18 protein-coding genes are annotated in these 18,065 nt (G+C 64.3%); 16 read left to right on the forward strand and 2 right to left on the reverse strand.

Annotation, left to right across the window (positions count from 1 at the left end; translation table 11 throughout):
* Nucleotides 1-2: 2 nt before the first annotated feature.
* The 16 genes from AC0L3K_RS02945 to AC0L3K_RS03020 all read left to right on the forward strand — a co-directional run bounded on the left by AC0L3K_RS02945 (nt 3) and on the right by AC0L3K_RS03020 (nt 16,484).
* On the forward strand, nt 3-641 hold the full coding sequence (locus AC0L3K_RS02945; protein ID WP_007603557.1) for an NADH-quinone oxidoreductase subunit J: 639 nt from the start codon (nt 3-5) through the stop codon (nt 639-641).
* Nucleotides 638-946 (forward strand): NADH-quinone oxidoreductase subunit NuoK, encoded by a 309-nt coding sequence (gene nuoK, locus AC0L3K_RS02950; RefSeq protein ID WP_007603558.1) that lies wholly within the window; start codon nt 638-640, stop codon nt 944-946. Before AC0L3K_RS02945 ends, nuoK begins: the two co-directional genes overlap by 4 nt.
* Nucleotides 947-1,007: 61 nt before the next feature.
* Complete coding sequence (gene nuoL, locus AC0L3K_RS02955) at nt 1,008-3,107, forward strand: NADH-quinone oxidoreductase subunit L (RefSeq protein WP_007603560.1); 2,100 nt, start codon at nt 1,008-1,010, stop codon at nt 3,105-3,107.
* Nucleotides 3,108-4,616 (forward strand): NADH-quinone oxidoreductase subunit M, encoded by a 1,509-nt coding sequence (locus AC0L3K_RS02960; RefSeq protein ID WP_007603561.1) that lies wholly within the window; start codon nt 3,108-3,110, stop codon nt 4,614-4,616.
* A gap of 22 nt (nt 4,617-4,638) precedes the next feature.
* Nucleotides 4,639-6,075: an NADH-quinone oxidoreductase subunit NuoN gene (nuoN, locus tag AC0L3K_RS02965; protein ID WP_007603562.1), complete on the forward strand. Its 1,437-nt coding sequence runs from the start codon at nt 4,639-4,641 to the stop codon at nt 6,073-6,075.
* Between the two features lies 1 nt (nt 6,076).
* On the forward strand, nt 6,077-6,883 hold the full coding sequence (locus AC0L3K_RS02970) for a biotin--[acetyl-CoA-carboxylase] ligase (RefSeq protein ID WP_007603563.1): 807 nt from the start codon (nt 6,077-6,079) through the stop codon (nt 6,881-6,883).
* Nucleotides 6,883-8,553 (forward strand): ribonuclease J, encoded by a 1,671-nt coding sequence (locus tag AC0L3K_RS02975; RefSeq protein WP_007603564.1) that lies wholly within the window; start codon nt 6,883-6,885, stop codon nt 8,551-8,553. The genes AC0L3K_RS02970 and AC0L3K_RS02975 overlap by 1 nt, the downstream gene beginning before the upstream one ends.
* A gap of 12 nt (nt 8,554-8,565) precedes the next feature.
* On the forward strand, nt 8,566-8,970 hold the full coding sequence (gene mce, locus AC0L3K_RS02980; protein WP_473365470.1) for a methylmalonyl-CoA epimerase: 405 nt from the start codon (nt 8,566-8,568) through the stop codon (nt 8,968-8,970).
* 9 nt (nt 8,971-8,979) lie between these two features.
* Entirely contained in the window at nt 8,980-9,255 is a 276-nt protein-coding gene (locus AC0L3K_RS02985; protein ID WP_007603573.1) for a DUF1467 family protein, read from the forward strand.
* A gap of 30 nt (nt 9,256-9,285) precedes the next feature.
* Nucleotides 9,286-9,633: a hypothetical protein gene (locus AC0L3K_RS02990; RefSeq protein ID WP_007603574.1), complete on the forward strand. Its 348-nt coding sequence runs from the start codon at nt 9,286-9,288 to the stop codon at nt 9,631-9,633.
* Nucleotides 9,634-9,664: 31 nt separating this feature from the next.
* On the forward strand, nt 9,665-10,948 hold the full coding sequence (mtnK, locus tag AC0L3K_RS02995; protein ID WP_007603577.1) for an S-methyl-5-thioribose kinase: 1,284 nt from the start codon (nt 9,665-9,667) through the stop codon (nt 10,946-10,948).
* A 122-nt stretch (nt 10,949-11,070) separates the two neighbouring features.
* Nucleotides 11,071-12,660 (forward strand): ABC transporter substrate-binding protein, encoded by a 1,590-nt coding sequence (locus tag AC0L3K_RS03000; protein ID WP_088941256.1) that lies wholly within the window; start codon nt 11,071-11,073, stop codon nt 12,658-12,660.
* 60 nt (nt 12,661-12,720) lie between these two features.
* Nucleotides 12,721-13,644: an ABC transporter permease gene (locus AC0L3K_RS03005; protein WP_354128702.1), complete on the forward strand. Its 924-nt coding sequence runs from the start codon at nt 12,721-12,723 to the stop codon at nt 13,642-13,644.
* Nucleotides 13,641-14,462 (forward strand): ABC transporter permease, encoded by an 822-nt coding sequence (locus tag AC0L3K_RS03010; RefSeq protein ID WP_007603580.1) that lies wholly within the window; start codon nt 13,641-13,643, stop codon nt 14,460-14,462. The genes AC0L3K_RS03005 and AC0L3K_RS03010 overlap by 4 nt, the downstream gene beginning before the upstream one ends.
* Nucleotides 14,459-15,439 (forward strand): ABC transporter ATP-binding protein, encoded by a 981-nt coding sequence (locus AC0L3K_RS03015; RefSeq protein ID WP_007603581.1) that lies wholly within the window; start codon nt 14,459-14,461, stop codon nt 15,437-15,439. The genes AC0L3K_RS03010 and AC0L3K_RS03015 overlap by 4 nt, the downstream gene beginning before the upstream one ends.
* Nucleotides 15,432-16,484, forward strand: coding sequence for an ABC transporter ATP-binding protein (locus AC0L3K_RS03020; protein ID WP_007603582.1), 1,053 nt, complete (start codon nt 15,432-15,434; stop codon nt 16,482-16,484). Before AC0L3K_RS03015 ends, AC0L3K_RS03020 begins: the two co-directional genes overlap by 8 nt.
* Nucleotides 16,485-16,581: 97 nt before the next feature.
* Here the strand turns inward: AC0L3K_RS03020 and AC0L3K_RS03025 are convergent, their stop codons facing one another.
* A complete protein-coding gene (locus AC0L3K_RS03025) occupies nt 16,582-17,205 on the reverse strand; it encodes an alpha/beta hydrolase (protein WP_007603583.1) in 624 nt (207 codons plus the stop codon).
* A gap of 2 nt (nt 17,206-17,207) precedes the next feature.
* The gene (locus AC0L3K_RS03030; RefSeq protein ID WP_354128700.1) at nt 17,208-17,819 is read right to left on the reverse strand and encodes a hydrolase; all 612 of its coding nucleotides are present in this window, start codon (nt 17,817-17,819) and stop codon (nt 17,208-17,210) included.
* Nucleotides 17,820-18,065 lie beyond the last annotated feature (246 nt).

Consider the following 18,065-nt stretch of genomic DNA (forward strand, 5'->3'; position numbering starts at 1 on the left):
GCATGATCCTTCCCGCGCTGTTCTTCTATCTGTTCGCCGGCGTCTGCGTCGCCTCGGCGGTGATGGTGATTGTCTCGCGCAATCCCGTGCACTCCGTGCTGTACCTGATCCTGGCCTTCGTCAACGCCTCCGGCCTGTTCGTGTTGATGGGCGCCGAATTCCTCGCGATGATCCTGATCGTCGTCTATGTAGGCGCCGTCGCGGTGCTGTTCCTGTTCGTGATCATGATGCTCGACGTCGACTTCCTCGAGCTGCGCGAAGGCTTTATCGAGTACCTCCCGGTCGGCCTCGTGATCGGCGGCATCTTCCTGTTCGAGCTGCTGCTCACGGTCGGCTTCTGGGTCATCAACCCCGGCGTCGCCAAGACGATCACGGCGGCGATCCCGACCAACGTCTCCAATACCGAGGCGCTGGGCCTGGTGCTCTATACCAAGTACATCCACTACTTCCAGCTCTCGGGCATGGTGCTGCTGGTCGCGATGATCGGCGCCATCGTGCTGACGCTGCGGCACAAGGCGAGCGTCAAGCGGCAGGACATCAACGTTCAGAACGCGCGCACGCCCGAAATAGCGATGGCGATACGCAAGGTGACGCCGGGGCAGGGGCTCCAGGATTCTGACGCGGCGGAGTGGGTGAAATGACGATCGGGCTCGGACACTATCTTGCGGTCGGCGCGATCCTGTTCACGCTCGGGATCCTCGGCATCTTCCTGAATCGCAAGAACATCATCGTCATCCTGATGTCGATCGAGCTGATCCTGCTCGCGGTCAACGTCAACCTCGTGGCGTTCTCGACCTTCCTCGGCGACATCGTCGGGCAGGTGTTCGCGCTCCTGGTGCTCACCGTCGCGGCCGCTGAAGCCGCGATCGGTCTCGCCATCCTGGTGGTCTATTTCCGCAACCGCGGCTCGATCGCGGTTGAGGACGTCAATCTGATGAAGGGCTGATCGCATGATCCGGAAAAGTGGATACGGGTTTTCCGACCAGATCATGCGGAAAGATTAAATCATGGTCCAGGCAATCGTCTTCCTGCCTCTGCTGGGCGCCATTCTGGCCGGCTTGATCGCGCTTTTCGGCGCGCATGCCCGCAACCCCTCGGGCGACACGGTCGAGCATCACGATGATCACGGCCATGGCGCACACGCCCATGCGTCCGACACGATCAATGAGGATGCGTCGGTCATCCACGAGACACATCACGAGCCCGGCGACGGCCACGATGACCACCACGTCTCCGAGCCGCCCGCGGCGGGCTCGCGCGGCGCCGAGCTGATCACCACGGCATTGCTGTTCGTGTCGGCGGCGCTGTCCTGGATGACGCTGGTCGATGTCGGCTTCATGCACCATGACATGCGCATTCCGCTGCTGCCGTGGATCCTCTCCGGCGATCTCCAGGTCTACTGGACGCTGCGGGTCGACACGCTCACCGCCGTGATGCTGGTGGTGGTGACCACCGTGTCCTCGCTCGTGCACCTCTATTCCATCGGCTACATGGACGAGGACCCGAACCGGCCGCGCTTCTTCGGTTATCTCTCGCTGTTCACCTTCGCCATGCTGATGCTGGTGACCGCGGACAACCTCGTGCAGCTGTTCTTCGGCTGGGAAGGCGTGGGTCTGGCGAGCTACCTCTTGATCGGTTTCTGGTACCAGAAGCCGTCGGCGAACGCTGCCGCCATCAAGGCCTTCGTGGTCAACCGCGTCGGCGACTTTGGTTTTGCGCTCGGCATTTTCGCGATCTTCCTGCTGGCCGGCTCGACCGATTTCGAGACCATCTTCCATGCTGCGCCCGGCCTGACCGGCAAGACCATCGACTTCCTCGGCTGGCATGCCGACGCACTGACCCTGACCTGCCTGCTGCTGTTCATGGGCGCGATGGGCAAATCGGCGCAGTTCCTGCTGCACACCTGGTTGCCGGACGCGATGGAAGGCCCGACCCCGGTGTCGGCGCTGATCCACGCCGCGACCATGGTCACCGCCGGCGTCTTCATGGTGGCGCGCCTGTCGCCGCTATTCGAGCTCGCGCCGAACGCGCAGGCCGTCGTGATGTTCTTCGGCGCCACCACGGCGTTCTTCGCGGCGACCATCGGCCTCGTCCAGAACGACATCAAGCGCATCGTCGCTTACTCGACCTGTTCGCAGCTCGGTTACATGTTCGTGGCGATGGGAGCAGGGGCCTATTCGGTCGGCATGTTCCATTTGTTCACGCACGCCTTCTTCAAGGCGCTGTTGTTCTTGGGCTCCGGCTCGGTGATTTACGCGATGCACCACGAGCAGGACATCCGCAACATGGGCGGCCTGTGGCGCAAGATCCCCTACACTTACGCGGTGATGGTGGTCGGCACACTCGCGCTCACCGGCTTCCCGCTGACCGCCGGCTATTTCTCCAAGGACGCGATCATCGAGTCTGCCTACGCCTCGCATAATCCATTCGCGATGTACGGCTTCCTGATGACGGTCATCGCGGCCGGCCTGACCTCGTTCTACTCGTGGCGCCTGATCTTCAAGACCTTCCACGGCGAGCCGCATGACGAGCATCACTACGAGGCTGCGCATGAAGCGCCGATCTGGATGCTGATTCCGATCGGTGTGCTCGCGGTCGGCTCCATCCTGGCCGGCTTCCCGTTCAAGGAGCTGTTCGCCGGTCACGGCATCGAGGAGTTCTTCCGCGAATCCGTGAAGATGAACCCGCACATCATCGAGGAGATGCACCACATCCCCGAGACCATCGCCTTCCTGCCGACGGTGATGATGGTGCTGGGCTTCCTGGTGTCGTACCTGTTCTACATCCGCCGGCCTTATCTGCCGGTCGAGCTCGCGAACACGCAGCCGATGCTGTACAAGTTCCTGCTCAACAAATGGTACTTCGACGAGCTCTACGACATCATCTTCGTCCGTCCGGCGAAGTGGATCGGCTACCAGCTCTGGAAGAAGGGCGACGGCTTCATCATCGACGGCCTCGGCCCCGATGGTGTCTCGGCCCGCGTGCTGGACGTCACCCGCAACGTCGTGAAGATCCAGACCGGCTATCTCTACCATTACGCGTTCGCCATGCTGATCGGTGCCGCCGGCCTGATCACCTGGTTCATGTTCGGCTTTGGAGGCCAGTAAATGACGACCTGGCCAATTCTATCTGTCACGACGTTCCTGCCGCTGGTCGGCGCGCTGATCGTCTATCTCAGCCGCGGCGATGACGAGGCGGCGCGGCGCAACTCGCGCTGGATCGCGCTGTGGACCACACTGATCACCTTCGCCGTGTCGGTGATCCTGGTCATGCGCTTCGACGCGTCGAGCGCCGACTTTCAGTTCGTCGAGAAGGCGAACTGGCTCGCCACCGGCATCACCTACCACATGGGCGTGGACGGCATTTCGCTGCCGCTGGTGATCCTGACCACCGCCATCATGCCGTTCTGCATCATCGCGAGCTGGAAGGCGATCACCAACCGCGTCCGCGAATACATGATGGCGTTCCTGATCCTAGAAACGCTAATGGTCGGCACCTTCTCGGCGCTCGATCTCGTGCTGTTCTACCTGTTCTTCGAAGGCGGCCTGATCCCGATGTTCCTGATCATCGGGGTCTGGGGCGGTCCGCGCCGGGTCTATGCGTCCTTCAAGTTCTTCCTCTACACGCTGCTCGGCTCGGTCCTGATGCTGCTCGCCATCATGGCGCTGTACTGGAACGGCGGCACCACCGATATCCCGACCCTGATGCACACCGCCGTGCCGCGCTCGCTGCAGACCTGGGCGTGGCTTGCTTTCTTCGCCTCGTTCGCGGTGAAGATGCCGATGTGGCCGGTGCACACCTGGCTCCCCGACGCCCACGTCGAGGCGCCGACCGCAGGCTCGGTGGTCCTGGCGGCGATCATGCTGAAGATGGGCGGCTACGGCTTCCTGCGTTTCTCGCTGCCGATGTTCCCGCTGGCCTCGCACGACTTCGCGCCGCTGATGTTCACGCTCTCGACCATCGCCATCATCTACACCTCGCTGGTGGCGCTGATGCAGGAGGACATGAAGAAGCTGATCGCGTACTCCTCGGTGGCGCATATGGGCTTCGTCACCATGGGTATCTTTGCCGGTACCATGCAGGGCGTCGCCGGCGGCGTGTTCCAGATGATCTCGCACGGCATCGTCTCCGGCGCGCTGTTCCTCTGCGTCGGCATCGTCTACGACCGCATGCACACCCGCGACATCGCGGCCTATGGCGGCCTCGTCAACCGGATGCCGCTCTACGCGCTGACCTTCATGGTCTTCACCATGGCCAATGTCGGTCTGCCCGGCACCTCCGGCTTCGTCGGCGAATTCATGACGCTGCTCGGCACCTTCAAGGTCTCGATCCCGACCGCGTTCTTCGCCACCTTCGGCGTGATCCTGTCGGCCTGCTACGCGCTGTGGCTCTACCGCAAGGTCGTCTTCGGGGCGCTGGTCAAGCCGTCGCTGATGAGCATGAAGGATCTCACCTTCCGGGAGGGCCTGACGCTGTTCCCGCTGATCGCGCTGACGATCCTGTTCGGCATCTATCCGAAGCCGGTGCTCGACATGTCGGCGGCCTCGGTCCAGCAACTCGTCAACAATTACAACACCGCTGTGACGGCCGTGAAGGCCGCCGCACTGCTCCAGTGAGCGGGCAGGTCAGGATATCGCCATGAGCTTTGAGACTGCAGGTTATCAACTGGCGCCGGTGCTGCCCGAGCTCGTGCTCGCGGTCGGAGCCATGGCACTCCTGATGCTCGGCGCCTATCGCGGGCAGGAGACCACCAAGACGGTCACGACGCTTGCGGTGCTGCTCCTGATCGTGGTCGGCGTGCTCGAATACATGCTGCCCGCGGGCAAGCACGTGACCTTCGGCGGTAGCTTCATCGTCGATGATTTTGCCCGCTTCATGAAAATCCTGGCTCTGATCGGCTCGGCCGTGACGCTGGTGCTGTCGACCGAGTTCCTGTCGGATCCGTCGCGCCGCATCTTCGAATACGCGATCCTGGTGCTGCTCTCGACGCTCGGCATGATGGTGCTGATCTCGGCCGGCGATCTGATCTCGCTCTATCTCGGCCTCGAATTGATGTCGCTGGCGCTCTACGTTGTGGCGGCCTCCAACCGTGACAACGCCAAGTCGACCGAAGCCGGCCTGAAGTATTTCGTGCTCGGCGCGCTTTCGTCGGGCATGCTGCTCTACGGCTCCTCGCTGATTTACGGCTTCACCGGCACCGTCGCCTTCACCGGCATCGCGGCGGCCGCGACGATCTCGAATGTCGGCCTGGTGTTCGGCCTGGTCTTCCTGCTCGCCGGCCTTTGCTTCAAGGTCTCGGCCGTGCCGTTCCACATGTGGACGCCCGACGTCTACGAGGGCGCACCGACCCCGGTCACCGCCTTCTTCGCCTCGGCCCCGAAAGTGGCCGCGCTCGCGGTCTTCACGCGCGTCACGCTGACCGCATTCCCGGGGATCGTCTCGCAGTGGCAGCAGATCCTGGTGTTCGTGTCGATCGCCTCGATGGCGCTGGGTTCGTTCGCCGCGATCGGGCAGAGCAACATCAAGCGTCTGATGGCCTATTCCTCGATCGGCCATATGGGCTTTGCCCTGGTCGGCCTCGCCGCAGGCACGGTCGAGGGCGCGCAGGGCGTGCTGATGTACATCGTGATCTATGTCGCGATGACGCTGGGCTCCTTCGCCATCATCCTGGCGATGAAGCGCAACGGCCAGCCGGTCGAGCAGATCAGCGATTTCGCGGGTCTCTCGCGGACCAATCCGCTGCTCGCCTTCATGTTCGCGATGCTGCTGTTCTCGCTCGCCGGCATCCCGCCGCTGGCCGGCTTCTTCGCCAAATGGTACGTCTTCGTCGCCGCCATCAAGGCGAATTTGTTCACGCTCGCCGTTATCGGCGTGCTGACCAGCGTGGTCGGCGCCTACTACTATCTCAGCATCGTCAAGACGATGTATTTCGACGAGCCGGCCGGGCAGGTCGATCCGGTGCGCGTCGAAGTCAAGACGGTGCTGGCGGTTGCGGGTCTGTTCAACATCCTCTTCGCCCTGTTCGCGGGCCCGGTGGTGAGCGTCGCCTCCGCCGCGGCCAAGTCGCTGTTCTAGGATGGCATTCGCGCTCGGTCCTCGTGCGGCGTCGGCGGGCTACAAGCTCGCAGCTTTCGAACGGACCGGCTCGACCAATACCGAGGCGATCGAGCACGCGAGGCGCGGCGAACGTGGCCCGATGTGGTTCGTGACGTCGGAGCAGACCGCCGGCCGTGGCCGCCGCCAGCGCGCCTGGATCGCGCCAAAGGGCAACCTTGCCGCCAGCGTCCTCGAAGTCCTCGACGTCGCCCCTTCCGTCGCCGCGACGATCGGCTTTGCGGCCGGGCTGGCCGAGGAGGCCGCCCTGGAGAAGGTCAGCCTGGAGGCGGCACTGCGCCTTGGCGAGGGCCGTCCCCGCTACACCCTGAAATGGCCGAACGACGTGCTGGCCAGCGGCAAGAAGCTGGTCGGCATCGGCCTGGAGGCCGAAGCCATCGGCGACCGCCTTGCCATCGTCGTCGGCATCGGCACCAATGTCGTCGCCGCGCCCGAGGGCACGCCCACACCGGCGGTGTCACTGGCCGCGCTCGGCGTCCAGATCAGCGCTGAAGAGCTGTTCTCGGCGCTCTCCGATGCCTGGGTGGAGTTCCGCGGTATCTGGGACAATGGCCGCGGCTTTGCCGAAATTCGCAAATTGTGGCTGGAGCGCGCCGCCGGCCTCGGCGAGCGGGTCGCGATCCACACGGGAGTGATGACGCTGGAAGGCATTTTTGACACGATCGACGACACCGGCTGCCTGATCGTCCGCACTGCGGAGGGCCGGCGCGTGCCGGTGGCCGCGGGCGAGGTGTTCTTCGGCACGGCCGCCTCCGTGGGAGCTGCGTGATGGCGAAGCCTGAAGAACTGGTATTTGCACCGCTCGGCGGCGTCGGCGAGATCGGCATGAATTTGTCGATCTACGGCCTCGGCAACCGCCAGCAGCGGGCCTGGCTGGCGATCGATCTCGGCGTCTCCTTCGGCGACGAGGAGCATCTGCCGGGCATCGACCTGATCATGCCCGACGTCAGCTTCCTGGAGAAGGAACGCAAGAACCTGATGGGGCTGGTGCTGACCCACGCCCATGAGGACCATTTCGGCGCCATCATCGACCTGTGGCCGAAGCTGAAATGCCCGATCTACGCGACGCAGTTCAGTGCCGCGCTGTTCGAGGCCAAGTGTGCCGCCGAGCGCAATGCGCCGAAGATCCCGGTGACGGTGGTGCCGTCGGGCGGGCGCGTCGATATCGGCCCGTTCAACGTCGAGTTCATTCCGGTCGCGCATTCGATTCCGGAGTCGCATGCGTTGGCGATTCACACCGACGTCGGGACGGTGCTGCACACCGGCGACTGGAAGATCGATCCGACCCCGATCATCGGCCGCCCGACCGACGAAAAGCGGCTGCGGGAGCTCGGCGATGCGGGCCTGCTCGCCCTGATCGGCGATTCCACGAACGCCGTGCGCGACGGCCGCTCACCCTCGGAAGCCGAGGTTGCCAGGTCCATCACCGAGCTCGTCAAGGCCGCCAAGGGCCGCGTCGCAGTCACGACCTTTGCCTCCAACGTCGCGCGTCTGAAGGCCGTCGCCATCGCTGCGAAGGCCGCCGACCGTGAGGTCGTCGTGGTCGGCCGCGCCATGGAACGCGTGGTGCAGGTCGCCCGCGAGACCGGCTATCTCGACGGCGTGCAGAGTTTCCGCTCCGCCGAGGTCTACGGTCATCTGCCGCAGGACAAGGTGCTGGCGCTTTGCACCGGCAGCCAGGGCGAGCCCCGTGCCGCGCTGGCGCGGATCGCCAATGACGACCATCCCGAGATCACGCTCAACCGCGGCGACAGCGTGATCTTCTCCTCGCGCACCATTCCCGGCAACGAGAAGGCGGTCGGCGCGATCATCAATGGCCTGGTCTTGCAGGGCGTGGAGGTCATCACCGACCGCGACCAGCTGGTCCATGTCTCCGGCCATCCCCGCCGCGACGAATTGCGCGACATGATCGCCTGGACCAGGCCGCAGCTCCTGATCCCGGTCCACGGCGAGGCCCTGCACCTGAACGAGCACGCCAAGCTCGCGCGTGCCGCCGGCGTGCCGCGCGTGCTGGTCTGCCGCAACGGCGACCTCGTCAAGCTCGGCCCCGGCGATCCCGGCATCATTGGGCAGGTGCCTGCGGGCCGTCTCTACAAGGACGGCACGATTCTGGAGGACTCCAAGTCCCGCGCCGTGGTGGAGCGGCGCCGCATGGCCTTCTCCGGCTGCGCCTTCGTCGCCATTGCCATGACGCAGCAAGGTGAACTCGTCGACGATCCCGAGGTCGATCTGATCGGCATCCCCGAGAAGAACAAAGCGGGCGAGCCCTTCGACGACATCGTCTTCGACGCCGTGGTCTCCACCATCGAAGGTCTGCCGAAGGCGCGCCGTCGCGACGCGGATGCGCTGGCTGAATCTGTGCGACGCGCTGTCCGTTCGGTGATCAACGAACATTGGGGTAAGAAGCCCCCCTGTCTGGTACATGTGCTGACAGTGTAACGGGAGAGAAACATGCTGGGCCGGCTCAATCATGTCGCGATCGCGACCAAGGACGCCTTCAAGGCCGCCAAAATCTATGGCGCCGCATTCGGGGCCCAGATTTCGGAGGCCGTCGCGCTGCCCGAGCATGGCGTCACCACCGTGTTCGCGACGTTGCCCAACACCAAGATCGAGTTCATCGAGCCGCTTGGCGAGGCCTCGCCGATCGCAAAGTTCCTCGACCGCAACGCCGACGGCGGCATCCACCACGTCTGCTATGAGGTGGTCGACATCATCGCCTCGCGCGACACGCTGGTGAAGGAGGGCGCAAGGGTGCTCGGCGACGGCGTGCCGAAGATCGGCGCCCATGGCAAGCCGGTGCTGTTCCTGCACCCGAAGGACTTTTCCGGCGCGCTGGTCGAAATCGAGCAGGCATAGGCCGAAGCCATGGCCATCCAGATCTCAACGGCAATCGCGATCTACTTCGTCATCTGGTGGATCGCGCTGTTCCTGACGCTGCCGTTCGGCGTGCGCAGCCAGCACGAGGACGGCGTCGGAGTGCCGGGCAGCGACCCCGGCGCGCCGATCCTGACGCGGATGAGGAGCAAGCTGATCTGGACCACTATCATCTCGGCGATCATCTACGGGATCGCCATGGTCGCCTATCACGCCGGTTATCTCTCGATCGAACGCCTGTCGAAATTGATGGGCATGCCGTTTTAGGATTTCGTGGTTGGCTTTGTTGGGGGACCAATGACTTTTCAGAGGATCGTCGTCGCGCTTCTGGTGCTGATCGTCGCCGGCCTCGGTGCCATCGGCTATTTCGAGTGGAAGATGGCCGTGCAGGTGCGCACCCTGAAGGCGTTTGTCGAGGGCTACGTTTTCAACGAGGCCGTGATCGCCTGCGAGCAGGCCAAGAGCTCGACGCCGTTCAAATGGAACGGCGGCAAGAGCACCGCGGTGATCGGCCTGAACTCGGTCAAAACAGACAAATACACCGTCAGCGCCAGCTACACGCTGGTGGCGGACAGCGTCTATTGTGATTACGATCCGATCAAAAGAAAGGCCGAGATCGGCTCGAGCTTCCTGGAGCGGGAGTAACGATCCGGCCCCTAGATGGGATGGGATCGTCATGACCGGAGACGGGGCAGGGGATTATCGGATTCTGCATGAGGCTGACTTGCGGGATTATCTCGCAGGCGTTCCGGACCTCGCAGGGACCCTCGGTGGCGAGCCGGCCTCCTGGTCGATCACCGAAGTCGGCGACGGCAATCTCAATCTCGTCTTCATCGTCAAGGGCGGCCGCGGCGGCGTCGCCGTCAAGCAGGCGCTGCCCTATGTCCGCCTCGTCGGCGAAAGCTGGCCACTGCCGCTGTCCCGGGCTCATTACGAATATCTCGCTTTGTCGCGGCAGGCCGAGCTCGCGCCCGGCCTCGTGCCGGCGCTGCTGCATCACAACGAGGCCTTGGCGCTGACAGTGATGGAGCTGCTCGAGCCCCACATCATCATGCGCAAGGGGATGGTTGCGGGGACTCAGTACCCGCGCTTTGTCGATGACATCACCACCTTCATGGCGCGGACCTTGTTCTTCACCTCCGACCTCGCGCTGTCGGCGGCCGAAAAGAAGCAAGCCATCGCAGCCTTCGCCGGCAACCATGCACTGTGCAAGATCACTGAGGATCTGATCTTCACCGATCCCTACCGCATCGCCGAGCAGAACCGCTGGACCGCGCCCTATCTCGATGCGCTCGCCGCAGAGCTCCGCGAGGACATGGACCTGCATGTCGCGATCTCCCGGCTGAAGCTGAAGTTCATGGCCAGCCCCGAGGCGCTGCTCCACGGCGACCTGCACACCGGCTCGATCATGGTCACGGACGGCGAGACGCGGGTGATCGACCCCGAATTCGCATTCTACGGCCCGATGGGTTTCGACGTCGGCGCGGTGCTGGCGAACCTCCTGATGGCTTATTTTGCCTCCGCCGGTCACGAGCGCTCGCCGGGCGAGCGGCGTGCGTTCGAGGCCTGGGTGCTGGAGACGGTCGAGAACGTCTGGAACGCGTTCGCGCGCAAGTTCCTCGAGCTCTGGCGCGCCGGCGCCGCAGGCGATGCCTATCCCGCCTCGCTCTTCGCCGGCGAGACAGGCGCGGCACGACTGGAGGCCGAGCGGCAGGCCTACATGCAGCGGCTGTTTGCGGACACGGTCGGCTTCGCCGCGGCAAAAACCATCCGCCGCATCTTCGGTCTCGCCCACAATATCGATTTCGAGCTGATCGAGGATCCGCGCCGGCGCGCGATCAGCGAAGCACGCGCCGTGCGGCTGGCAAGGACGATGATGCTGGAGACGGGGGCGTTTCCGACCATCGCGGACGTCACCGCCGCAGCGCGAAAATTGCGCGACTGGCAGCCGGAGTTCTAGCGGGCGTCCTCGCAAATCGGCGCGACCCGCGCATACGTCAACCCCTTCAAGGCGCTTGCGCTCGACGTGCCGCGGATGATCAACTCTCGGACCAGAGCACGGCTTGCGTTGTCGGAGGGACCATGATGTTCAGGATAGTGGCGATCGTCGCGGGTTTGGGACTGGCGCTCGTCGCCTCGGCGGAGGCCCAGACGCCGCGCAAGGGCGGAACCATCCGCATGACCGCGCCTTATGGCTCGAGTTTCACCAGCCTGGACATTCTTACCACGCAGCGCGCCCAGGACGAGATCTACGCCAAGGCGTTGCACCGGTCGCTCTACATCTGGAATTCCGCGGAAGGCAAGCCGGTTCTGGAGCTTGCCAAGGAAGATGTGATCTCGGGCGGCGGTCTCGTTCACACCTTCAAGCTGCGCGACGACGCCTATTTCCACAACGGCCGCAAGATGACGGCCGACGACGTCATCTGGACCTACAACCGCATCATGGACGGCACCAAGGCTTATCCCGGCGCGCGTTATGTCCGCGTGATCGAGGGCGCGGCGGCGGTCGAGAAGGGGCAGGCCAAGGAGATCTCCGGCCTGAAGAAAATCGACGACTTTACAATCGAGATGAAGCTGACCGAGAAAGTCGATCCGGGTTTCTACTTCTGGAACGCGATCACGTCGATCTATCCCGCCGACGAAGCCGCCAAGGACAGCTTTCTCCAGAAGCCGATCGGTCTTGGGCCGTTCAAGTTCGTCGAGCACGTGCCGGGATCGCGCATCGTTCTGGAGCGGTGGGACCGGTTCTACAAGGCCGGCAAGCCCTACGCCGACAAGATCATCGTGTCGGTCATGGGCGAGGCCGCGGCACGCGATGTCGCCTTCCGCAACAAGGAGATCGACACCTCGGTGCTGGGACCGGCGCAATATGTCGCCTATCAGAACGACGCCGACCTCAAGGGCACCGTCGTCGAAGTCGCCGAGGTCTTCACCCGCTACATGGGGATGAATCCCGCGTTCAAGCCGTTCGCCGACAAGCGGGTCCGGCAGGCGATCAACTACGCGATCGACACTGACCTGATCATCAACAAGCTGGTCAAGGGCAAGGCCTACCGGGCCACCAGCTGGCTGCCGCTGACCTCTCCCGCCTACGACAAGGCCATGAAGCCCTATGCCTTCGATCCCGCCAAGGCCAAGCAGCTGCTCGCTGACGCCGGCTATCCCACGGGCTTCGAATTCGAATGGACCACCAGCCAGAACGAGAGCTGGGGTCTGCCGATCGTCTCGGCCGTGATCCCGATGCTGGACCGGGTGGGCATCAAGGCCAAGGTCAAGCAGGTCGAGACCGCGGTGCTGGCGGAGGTGGTTCGCAGCGGCGACTACCAGGCCTTCATCTACTCGCAGGCGACCGGACCAGATCCCCAGGCCGCCCTCAAATGCTTCCACTCGGCGACGCCGCAATCAGCCTGCAACTACATGAACTTCAAGAATCCCGAGTTCGACAAGCTGATCGACGAGGCCGGACAGTCCGATGACGCTGCAAAGCGTACCCAGCTGCTGCAAAAGGCCAACGCGCTCCTCTACGAGGAGGCGCCGGTCTGGTTCTTCAACTACAACAAGGCGGTCATGGCGGTGCAGCCGTGGCTCAAGGGAATTCAGCTGAACGCGACGGAACTCACCCATCAGAACGTCGAAGACCTCTGGGTCGACGAGAGCTCGCCCGCGAAGTGACACACGCTCTCGCGCTCCCTCCGTCGAGATGAACGACGGAGGGAGAGAGGAAAACTGCCGATGCTCTCCTTCCTGTTCCGCCGCCTGCTGCAGACCATTCCGACCGTGCTCGCGGTGGTGGCTCTGGTGTTCGTGCTGTTCAGCGTCGTTCCCGGCAGCATCGTCTCGTCCATGAGCGACGATGCCGATCCGCAGGTCGAGCTGCGCATGAAGAAGCAGCTCGGCCTCGACGATCCCGTCTATATCCGCTTCGGCACCTACATCGCCAAGCTTGCGACCGGTGATTTCGGAACGTCGTTCCGCACGCGCGAGCCTGTGACGTTCATGATCGCCAAACGGATATGGCCGACGCTCCAGCTCATCTTCACCGCCATGGTGTTTTCTGTCGTGATAGGGGTACCCCTGGGTTTCATCGCCGCGCTGAAGCCGGGGGGCATCGTCGACACGCTGGCCATGGTCGTGGCGGTGTCAGGACTTTCGATCGCCAAATTTTGGCTCGGACTGGTGCTGATGTATTTGTTTGCGTTGAAGCTCGGCTGGCTGCCGAGTTTCGGCTATGGCGATGGCGCTCTGAAATATCTGATCCTGCCTGCCGTGACGCTCGGCGTCTCGCCGATGGCGCTGTTCGCCCGGACGACACGCGCCGCCGTGCTCGAGATCATGACCGCGGATTTCGTTCGCACCGCGCGCTCCAAGGGCATGAGCGAGACCCGGGTCGTGAAGTGGCATGTGATGCGCAACGCGCTTGTCATCATTCTCACCACCGTCGGCCTGCAGTTCGGCGGGCTGATGGGGCAGGCGGTCGTGGTCGAGAAATTGTATTCCTGGCCGGGCATCGGCTCGCTGCTGGTCGACAGTGTCCTGCAGCGCGACATTCCGGCCGTGCAGGGCTCCATTCTCGTCGTGGTGCTGTCCTTTCTCGCCATCAATCTGCTGATCGACGTGCTCTATGGCGTGATCGATCCCAGGATCAGATACGCATGAAGCTCCGCGCCAATCTCATCATCGGTGGCGCGCTGTTCGCGCTTGCGATCCTGGTCGGCCTGCTCGCGCCCTGGCTGGCGCATACCGATCCCGTCCTGGACGCCAATCTGCTCAACGCGGAAGAGCCTCCGAGCTGGACCTGGTGGTTCGGCACCGACGACCAGGGCCGCGACATCTATTCCCGCGTCGTCTATGGCGCGCGCGTTTCGCTGACGGTCGGCATCGTCTCGCAGCTCATCAACAGCGTCATCGGCGTGGCGCTGGGCCTGAGCGCCGGCTATTGGGGCGGCTGGTGGGACGATGTCGTCAACGGCCTGACCAATCTCATGCTCGCGATTCCCTCGCTGATCTTCGCGCTGGCCATCATGGCGGTGCTTGGCCCCGGCCTGACCAGCCTTCTGATCGCACTCGGCTTGACCAACTGGTCCTTCACGTGCCGGATCGCGCGGGCCTCGGCGCTGTCGCTGAGGAGCCAGGGCTATGTGCAGGCCGCGACCGTGCTCGGCTACGGCGATCTGCGCATCATGATCACCCAGCTGCTGCCGAACATGTTGGGGCCGATCGTCGTCATCGGCACGCTCGGCATGGGCAGCGCGGTCTTGTCGGAAGCCGCATTGTCGTTCCTCGGCCTCGGCGTCCGCCCGCCGTTCCCGAGCTGGGGCAGCATGTTGTCGGATGCCCGCGATCAGATCACGACGGCGCCGTGGCTCTCGGTGTTTCCCGGCCTTGCCATCTTCCTGACGGTGCTCGGCCTCAATCTGCTCGGCGACGGCCTGCGCGACATTCTCGATCCACAATCGCGGAGCCGGCGCACATGACCGGCGCGCCGCTGATCGAAGTCGAGGATCTGCGTATCGATCTCGACGATGGAACGCAGCGCGTTGCGGCGGCCGAGGGTATTTCATTCCGCATCGATCGCGGCGAGACCTTCGGCCTCGTCGGCGAATCCGGCTGCGGCAAGAGCATCACCGCGCTCGCCTTGATTGGTCTGTTGCGGCAGCCTTTGTCGATCGGCGGCGGCGTCATCCGGTTCGAGGGGCGCGAGATCCAGCACCTTTCAGCCGGCCGGCAACGGGATCTGCGCGGCAATCGCATCGCCATGATCTTCCAGGAGCCGATGACGGCGCTGAACCCGGTCTCGCCGGTGGGCCGACAGATCGCCGAGATGTTCGTGCTGCACAAGGGCAAGAGCTGGCGGGAAGCCGACAGACTCGCGGTCGAGGCGCTTGCGAGCGTCCGCGTTCCCGCGCCGGAGCGGCGCGTGAACGATTACCCGCACCAGCTGTCCGGCGGCATGCGTCAGCGCGTGATGATCGCCATCGCGCTCGCCTGCGGTCCGGATCTCCTGATCGCCGACGAGCCGACAACCGCACTCGACGTCACCGTGCAAGCCGAAATCATTGAGCTGATGCGGAATCTGTGCGCCGAGCGGGGAACCGCAATCCTGATGATCAGCCACGATCTGGGGCTGGTTGCCAATGTCTGTCGCCGCGTGGCTGTGATGTATGCCGGCCGCATCGTCGAGGAGCGCGGCTCGGCCGATATTTTCCGGGCACCCTCGCACCCCTATACGCGGGGCCTGGTTGCCTCGCTGCCGCGGCTCGGCAGTCGCGCCGCGCTTGGCCGCACCCGGCTGACGGAGATCGCGGGCGTCGTCCCGGCCATCACCAATTTCCCCGACGGCTGCCGGTTCAATCCGCGCTGCGCACAGGCGACCGATATTTGCCGGACCACCGCGCCGGGTGCGGATTTGCTGGAGGCCGGCGGTCTGGTCAGGTGTCATCACCATGCATGAGCCGCAAGACAGGTTGGGTGAGACGCGGCCGGACGACGATGTCATTCTCAGCGTCAGGGATCTCGCGGTCCATTTTCCGCTCGGCGGCGGCCTGCTGGGGCGAGGCCGTCGGCTGCTCCGTGCCGTCGACGGCGTCGATCTCACCCTGAAGCGCGGCGAATGCCTCGGCCTCGTCGGCGAGTCCGGCTCCGGCAAGTCGACAGTCGCATTGTCGATCCTTGGTCTCGTGACGCCGACGCGCGGCCGCATCGTGCTGGACGGACAGGACGTGACGAACAGGCCATCCGGCGATCGCAAGGCGCTGGCCCGCATCGTGCAGATCGTGTTTCAGGATCCCTACGCCTCGCTCAATCCACGCCAGACCGTTCGCCGCACGCTGGAAGATCCCCTGCGTGTGCATGGCGTCACGGCCAAGAGCGAGATCGAGGACCGCGTCGCGAAGATGCTGCGGCATGTAGGCCTGCGGCCGGAGCAGGCCGACCGCTACCCGCATGAATTCTCAGGCGGCCAGCGCCAGCGCATCGGCATCGCCCGCGCCCTGATCCTCAATCCCAAAATCGTCATCTGCGACGAGCCCGTCTCGGCGCTCGATGTCTCGATCCGCGCCCAGATCATCAATCTGCTGCTGGAATTGAAGGAAACGCTCGGTCTCTCCTACATCATGATCAGCCACGACCTCGGCGTCGTCGAGCACATGAGCGACAAGGTCGCCGTGATGTATCTCGGCCGCATCGTCGAGAACGGCCACTGGCGCGAGATTTTCGAACGGCCGGCGCACCCCTACACCCAAGCCCTGATCGCCGCCATCCCCGATCCACTGCGCCACGCACCGCTGGCGACGACAGGCGGCGATCTTCCCAATCCGCTCAATCCGCCGAACGGATGCGCGTTCAGCCCGCGCTGCCGGTATGCCGAGGCGGTGTGTCGGCGCGAGCCCGGGCCGGCGCTGGAAACGCGGACCGATGGGCACGCGGTGCGATGCTGGCGAGCGGATGAGATTGCGGGGCAGGCGGCGTTGGTGTCGACCGAGGGCGAACATTTTTAGGAAGGAGTGCGGCGACCGAAGCGGAAAAGTTGGTGAGCCATCCGCTGCGTGGCCAGAAGCTGCAGTTGAGCTGCCCTCAAACACGAGCGACTGAACGCTATAGAAGGCATAGAAAGCGTCTCACGAATGTCAGCGCCGTCTGCGCCACCTCCCGCCAGCCGCTGTTTATGGGCAGCGAGCGGTCGCGTCGCGGAAGTTGGACGAACTCGGTAACAGGGTGCTTATTGCGCTTCTGCCGTTCGTAGGCGGCGCGGGTGACCGATGGCGGGGTGTGGTCGCGCTCGCCGGAGATCGTCAGCAGCGGTCCACGCCCGGCGGCCTCGGCGTCGACGGGAGCCTCGGTCCAGACGGGCAGCTCCAGCACCCCGCGAAACGGAGCCGGTTCGATCGCCACCGTCGCGGCCGAAAGCCCGCGCCCGGCCAGGGTCTGCGCGATCAGCCCGCCAAACGAATGGCCGATCAGCGCCGGGCGGCGGTCCAGCGCCCCCGCGATGCGGGCGAAATGCGCCGCGACCTCGCCGATGGTTTCCGGTGCCGCGGCGCCGCCCAGCTCCGCCGGCCACCCGGGCGCCAACGGAGCATAGCCGGCGGCCTCGAACATTTCGGCCCATCGGTCCCACGAGCTGGGCTTCGACCACAGGCCATGGATGAAGATGACTGGCGGCTTCTGCGATGCGTTGGTCCGCTCGATCATCGCAGCGTCGACGGTCTCCATGATCATGATCAGTGGCCTTCGACCGCGAACAGGATCTCCGAAAAGCCGGTCACTGTTGCCGCGCGGTTCCAGTCCCGCTGCAGTTCGCAGATCAGCTGCACCCAGCTGGTGGGCTGGGCACCGGCTTGGACCAGGCGCAGCAGGCCGGCGTCGTGCGCCTCGCGGGAGGTGCCACCCACCGCGTCGACCACCGGATAGACTTCGAAACCCTCCTGTAGCGCGTCCAGCGCCGGGTGCACGAGGCACACCTCGGTCCAGAGCGCCGTCATGATCAGCTTCTTGCGGCCGGTGTTGCGGACTGCGGCGGCGAAGTCCGCGTCCTCCCACGCGTTGATCGAGGTCCGGTCGATTGGCACGACATCCGGAAAAACATCCGATATCTGGTGGATGGTGGGTTGGTTGCGACCGGTGGCGACATTCACGGTAGCGATCACCGTCGGCAGGGCGAATAGCTTCGCGGTCCTGGCCACCGCGGTGATGTTGGCGACGAGGGTCCGCTTGGGCATCGATTGGATCGAGCTGACCTGAACCGGTTGGTAGTCGATGATCACCAAAGCCGCATTATGCGGGGTCAAAAGCTGGTCAGTCTTGGGATCGCGGATGGTGGAGAAGGACGTCATCGGAATTTCCTTTGGATCTGAAGTGCTCTGGAGCAGGTCAGTGGGATGCGGGCGGGGGGATGAAAGCCGTGTCGCTGGGGCCGATCCCGGTCAGACGGACGACCGCACCCTCGGCTCGTGTGAAGGCGAAGTGCGCAACGCCGCCGGGCTCGGTGTAGAGGCCGCCTGCCGTCAATGGCTTGACCGGCGCGTCGGAAACCTTGCTGCCGTAACCGAAGTACCAGGTGCCGGAGATCACCGTGGCGA

The organism is Bradyrhizobium sp. MI1.10 (assembly GCF_055811035.1).